5 protein-coding genes are annotated in these 6000 nt (G+C 62.0%); all 5 read left to right on the top strand.

Features of this window, described 5'->3' with window-relative positions:
• Positions 1–37: 37 nt before the first annotated feature.
• The gene (gene devC / locus LEPTO7104_RS0122275) at positions 38–1210 is read left to right on the top strand and encodes an ABC transporter permease DevC (protein ID WP_017300806.1); all 1173 of its coding nucleotides are present in this window, start codon (positions 38–40) and stop codon (positions 1208–1210) included.
• A 51-nt stretch (positions 1211–1261) separates the two neighbouring features.
• On the top strand, positions 1262–1963 hold the full coding sequence (locus tag LEPTO7104_RS0122280) for a DevA family ABC transporter ATP-binding protein (protein WP_017300807.1): 702 nt from the start codon (positions 1262–1264) through the stop codon (positions 1961–1963).
• Between the two features lie 275 nt (positions 1964–2238).
• The gene (locus LEPTO7104_RS34895) at positions 2239–3282 is read left to right on the top strand and encodes an MraY family glycosyltransferase (RefSeq protein ID WP_017300808.1); all 1044 of its coding nucleotides are present in this window, start codon (positions 2239–2241) and stop codon (positions 3280–3282) included.
• Between the two features lie 51 nt (positions 3283–3333).
• Positions 3334–4509 carry a glycosyltransferase gene (locus tag LEPTO7104_RS34900; RefSeq protein ID WP_017300809.1) on the top strand — a complete coding sequence of 392 codons (1176 nt, stop codon included), beginning with the start codon at positions 3334–3336 and terminating at the stop codon, positions 4507–4509.
• Positions 4510–4737: 228 nt separating this feature from the next.
• Complete coding sequence (locus LEPTO7104_RS0122295) at positions 4738–5973, top strand: glycosyltransferase (protein ID WP_017300810.1); 1236 nt, start codon at positions 4738–4740, stop codon at positions 5971–5973.
• The last annotated feature ends 27 nt before the right edge of the window (positions 5974–6000 follow it).

Raw genomic sequence — 6000 nt, forward strand, 5'->3', positions numbered from 1 at the left:
AATAAATTTCGACTCAATTCTTTATGAGGGGCAGTTCATGGTCTTTGGTAGAATCCCTCGGCTTCGCCGGGAAAAGCCCCTGGCCTGGTCTCAGCTCTCCCACCAGCGGGTGCGGCTGCTGGTGGCGCTCTCGGGTATTTCCTTCGCCAATATTCTAATTTTTATGCAGCTGGGGTTTCGCTCAGCCATGTTTAGCGGCACCACCAATGTGCCCGCCAGCCTCGATGGCGATGTGTTTTTAATCAATGAAAAGTCTCAGTTTTTGGGCAACGAAACCTTTGATAAATCGCAGCTCTACCGGGCGGCGGCGGTCCCTGGGGTAGCTACTGCTCGGCCTTTTTACTACAGCACCGCCAGCTGGGTCAACCCCGACAACCGCAAAACGACTAGCGTCACCGTCATCGCCATGAACCCGGCTCAGCCGGTGATGGCTGTGCCCGCCATCAATGGGCAACTGGCCCAGGTAGAGCAGACCGATCGCCTGCTGTTCGATACCAAATCGCTGCCGTCTCTGGGGGCGATTGCCTCGGCTTTTGCCGCTGGCCAAGACCTGCCGATCGAGGTGCAGGGCCGCAAAATGCGGGTGAACGGCACCTTTGCCCTGGGCAGCAACATCTTCAAACGCGGCCATATCGTCATCAGCGACGTGAACTACCTGCGACTGTTTGGCGCTGAGCAGGCCAACCAGATCCATGCAGGGGTGCTGAAGCTCGAACCGGGTGCCGACCCCCAGGCAGTCATGGCTGAACTAGAGCGCACTTTGCCCAAGGAAATTAGCGCCCTCAGCCACACTGAACTGATTGCCCTGGAGGAGAGCTACTGGGCCAAGGAGCCAGCGGGCATTATTTTCGACTTTGGCACCATTATGGGCTTCGTGGTGGGGGTGGTGATTGTCTATCAGGTGCTGTATTCCGATGTCAACGACCACCTCTCGGAATACGCCACCCTCAAGGCCATTGGCTATTCCGACGGGCAGCTCCTGCTGGTGGTGTTTCAGGAGGCCACTATTCTGGCGGTGCTGGGGTTTATGCCGGGTATTCTGTGTTCTCTGGGCCTCTACGGCCTGCTCAGTAACCTCACCGGGGTAGCGGTGCTGATGCGTCTGGGGGTGGGGCTACAGGTATTTTCGATGACGCTGGTGATGGGGCTGCTGTCCGCCGCGATCGCGGTGCGCAAGCTGCGATCGGCAGACCCAGCAGATGTGTTTTAGAAAAGCTGAGTTTAAAGTTTGAAGCTTGAGTTTTGCAGGGGAGAAGCGAGCGTGGAACCAGTCGTTGACATTCAGGGCCTACACCATGCCTTCGGCAAGGGACAGTTGAGCAAGCCAGTATTACTCGACATCAATCTTGCCATCCAGCCCGGTGAGATTGTGATTTTGACCGGCCCCTCGGGCAGCGGCAAGACGACCCTGCTGAGCCTGATGGGTGGGCTGAGGGCGGCCCAGCAAGGGAGTCTCAAAATTCTGGGTCAGGAGCTGCTGGGAGCCAGCAAAAAGCAGCTGGTCGAGCTGCGCAGCCGCATTGGCTATATCTTTCAGGCCCACAATCTGCTGGATTGCCTGACCGCCCAGGAAAACGTGCGCATGGCCCTGCGCCTGCAACCCGCCCTCAGCTACGACGATCGCACCGCCCAGGCCACCGCCATGCTAGAGGCCGTGGGTCTGGGCCACCGGGTCAACTACAGGCCAAATAATCTGTCTGGGGGCCAGAAGCAGCGGGTGGCGATCGCCCGCGCCCTGGTCACCCAGCCCAGGCTCATTCTGGCCGACGAACCCACCGCCGCCCTCGACAGCCAGTCGGGCCGCGAAGTCGTGCAGCTCATGCAGCGCCTGGCCCAGGAGCAGGGCTGCACCATTCTGCTGGTCACCCACGACAATCGCATCCTCGATATTGCCCACCGCATCATTCATATGGAAGACGGACGGCTGATTAGAACGGAAACGCCCACTGCGGTGTTGGTCTAGCCCGGCTCAAACAACCGTGCCTCCAGCGATTCAGGGCCAAATGGATTTACGTGTCCCGGCTTTTTGCTAGGCCAGCACTCTATTTTGTACTTTGCTCAAATAGCTTGTTTGCCCTGTCTTCTTTTAGAAGGCAGGGTTTTTCAGTAATCAGAAATGTTTGCGAACGGGCGTGGGGATGTCATACATCTGCGCACATTGTCTCCACCGCGATCGCAAACTTAGCCCACCCAAACTAAGAGCTATCAACCTCCTCACAATAGCTTTTAGAACTGCTTATGTTTCCACTAATAGTTTTTGGGGCTGCGGCCCTGACCACGGTGGGGCTGACCCCACTTGTTCAAAAAAACGGGCTGAAACTGGGCTACGTTGACCAGCCCAATGCCCGCAAAATTCATCGGCAACCCATTGTTCGTATCGGTGGCGTGGCTATTTTTGTCGGCGCGTTTTTGGCCTGGACAATGGCTGGCCAAAGTTTCCCTGGGGTTTCAGAACACCACATTTTTCTAGGCCTGCTGCTGGGCGGTTTGGGCTTTTTTGCCACCGGCCTGATGGATGACCTGTTTGACCTTTCCCCCTTTGCCCGCCTGGGGATGCAGGCCGTACTCTCTGCCTGCGTTTGGAGCCTGGGGATTCGGCTGGAGGCCCTGCCTTTGCCGGGTCTGACCGAGGCTTTGCCCGCCTGGCTGAGCCTGCTGGTCACCTTTCTCTGGCTGGCGGGGATGGCCAACGCCGTCAACTGGCTCGACGGCATGGACGGCCTGGCTGCAGGCACGACGACCGTGGCCGCTGCTGTTTTAGCCGCCCTCAGCTGGTCTACTCAGCCCGCCATTGCCCTGATGGCCTTGGGGCTCTGCGGTGCAACCCTGGGCTTTCTGCGGTATAACGCCGCCCCGGCTCGCATCTTCATGGGGGACGGCGGCTCCTACTTTCTGGGCTTTTCCCTGGCCGCGATCGCCGCAGTCGGCCTGCCCGCAGACAGCTCATTCACCACGGCGCTGCTGCCCTTCGCTGTCCTGCTGGTGCCCATTCTGGACATGACCCTGGTGATTGGGGCGCGGCTGAGCGATCGCAAATCTCCCTTCTTCCCCGACCAGCGCCACATCCACCATCGGCTCCTGCACGCCAATTTCCCCAAAGCCACCGTGGTCTGGTGCATCTACGGCCTCACCCTGCTGCCCGGCCTGAGTGCCCTGGCGCTCATGCATAGCCCCCTCGGCTGGTGGCTGCTCGGCACCGACCTGGCCCTCTTTAGCCTCACCATCCGCTCCCTCTGGCCCCAACCGGTGGAATCCGCCATCCTGCCCACCGCCGGTCAGTAACTCCCCCCATCCCCCCCTCTCCTCATCTCCCTCTCTCCCCACCTCCCCACCATGCCACCCACCCTCCACCTCTGGACCCCCGGCCTCTTCGACTTCAAAGGCGGCATTCAGACCTACTCCAGCTTTCTTTTAGAGGGGCTGCAAGCCGTTTTGCCTGGGGCTACCCTGCGCGTGTTCACCATGCATGATGCCCCGGCCACCTTACCCACCTCAGCTCCGGCGCGGATTAGCTACCACACCACGGGGCATGTGCCTGGGCGTCTGCGGGCGATGGCCTTTGCGGCTCAGACCGGGCGGGCGGCCCTGAGGGACCGTCCCGACCTGATCATTGCCACCCACGTCAACTTCACCCCCATTGCCCACGGGCTGAAGCGGTTGGCCCATCTGCCCTACTGGGGCATCGCCCACGGCTTTGAGGCCTGGGAGGTGGCCAAACCCCAGGTGCGGCGAGGCATGGCCGGGGCCGACAAAATTTTGGCGGTGAGCGGATTTACCCGCGATCGCATCGACCAGTCCCAGGCCCTCCAGAACCTCGGCATTCTGCCCAACACCTTCGATAGCCGCCGGTTTCAGGTTGCCCCCAAGCCCCGGCATCTGCTCGATCGCTACGGCCTGCGCCCCGATCAGCCCGTCATTCTCACCGTCAACCGGCTGGCGGCGGGGGAGCCCTTCCACAGCTATGACCAGATTTTGGCCGCTCTGCCCACCCTGCAAGCCGCCCTGCCCAATGTGCACTACCTGATCGTCGGCAAAGGGGACGATCGCCCCCGCCTGGAGCGCCTGATTGCCGATCGCCACCTGCAAGCCCAGGTCACCCTGGCCGGGTTTGTCTCCAACGACGAATTGCCCGACCACTACGCCCTCTGCGATGTCTTTGCCATGCCCAGCCAGCTAGAAGGCTTCGGCATTGTCTACCTGGAGGCGATGGCCTGCGGCAAACCCGTCCTGGCCGGGCTTGACGGCGGCCAAGACGCCGTCAAGCAGGGCGAACTGGGCGCGCTAGTGGACCCAGAGAATGCGGCAGCGATCGCCGACCGGCTGATCCAAATCCTCTCTGGCACCTACCCCAATCCGCTCATGTACCGTCCCCAGGCGCTGCGGCAGAGCGCGATCGCTGCCTTTGGTCCGCAGGCCTTTCAGCGCTGTTTGGCCGCTCACCTGGCGGAGCAGCTGAATCCGGCTACGGCCCCGATCCAGAACGAGCCCGACCAGCTGCACCCGGCCTAATAGCTCATGGCGCTCCCCGCACAACTCCCTGTGGCGGCAGTTGCGCCACAACCCTTCAACAGCGCCCAAATTTGCCGCTGTTGGGTACCGCTGACGCTTCACCGAACCTGCGCCTGAGCTTGCTGTTGTTGGGTGTCGCTGCGCTCTACCCAACCTACCCTCCCACTCCCCCACTCCCCCACTCCCCCCACTCTCCCACTCCCCTACTCCCCCACTCCCCTCTCCGCCATGAAAATCCTCCACATCATCCCCTCCCTCTCCCCCCTGCGCGGCGGCCCCAGCCAGGCGATTCTCGAAATGGTGCAGGCCCAAAGGCAGCAGGGCATTGACGCCGCGATCGCCACCACCAACGACCACGGCGATGTCACCTTCCTTGCGCCCTACGGCCAGCTGATTCAAAGCGGCAGCGTTCCAGAACTGGTGGGACCGTCTGTCCCCATCTGGGTTTTTCCTAGGGTGCTGTCCCAGGTGGCGGCACTGCGGGAATTTGCCGTCGCCCCAGCCTTTGCCCCCTGGCTGTGGCAGCATATGGCCGACTACGACCTGGTGCACATCCACGCCATTTTTAATTACCCCACCACCGTAGGCATGGCGATCGCCCGCGCCCAGGGCATTCCCTACATCGTCCGCCCAATCGGCTCCCTCTGCTGCTGGTCGCTAGAGCAGGGCAGGGCCAAAAAACAGCTGTATCTGAACACCCTGGGCCGATGGCTGCTGCGCGGCTGTGCCGCCTTCCATTTCACCACCCCCCAAGAGCGGCAGGAGGCCATGGCCGCAGGCTTTGAGGGGGCTAGCTTTACCCTGCCCCACGGGGTGCAGCTGCCCGCCCCGCTGCCCGCCGCTCGCTGCCCGCTGCGCCAGATTCTGCGGGTTGCCGATGACGCCCAAATCGTTTTATTTCTCTCGCGGCTGCATCCCAAAAAAGGTGTTGAGCACCTGATTGATGCCCTGGCCACCCTGGCCGATGAAACCATCATTCTGGTGATTGCGGGCCGGGGCGACGCCGACTACGAAGCCCAACTGGCCCGGCGCATTCGCAGCGCCGGGCTAGACCCCCAGGTGCGCCAGATCGGCTTTGTCAGCGGCAGCTGGAAGACCCTGCTGCTGCAAGGGGCCGACCTGTTTGTGCTGCCCTCCTATTCCGAAAACCTGGGCATTGCCCTGCTGGAGGCCATGGCGGCGGGGGTGCCCGTGGTGACCACCCCTGGGGTGGCGATCGCCCCCCTGATTCAGCAGCACCAGACCGGTCTGGTGACTGCGGCCGATGCCCCCAACCTGGCCACCGCTCTTCAGCACTACCTGCACCATCCCGAAACCGCGCGCCAGCACGGCCAGAACGGCCGAACCCTGGTGGAAACCGAGTTTAGCTGGCCCACCCAGGCCGCACGCCTGATCGAGCAGTACGCCGAACTCACCCAATCCTCTCCCCTTGCCCTCCCCTCGCCCTCCCCCCTCCCCCACTAACCTCCTACCCTATCTCCCCCCTCCCCC

Origin of the sequence: Nodosilinea nodulosa PCC 7104, assembly GCF_000309385.1 — a bacterium.
GTDB lineage: Bacteria > Cyanobacteriota > Cyanobacteriia > Phormidesmidales > Phormidesmidaceae > Nodosilinea > Nodosilinea nodulosa.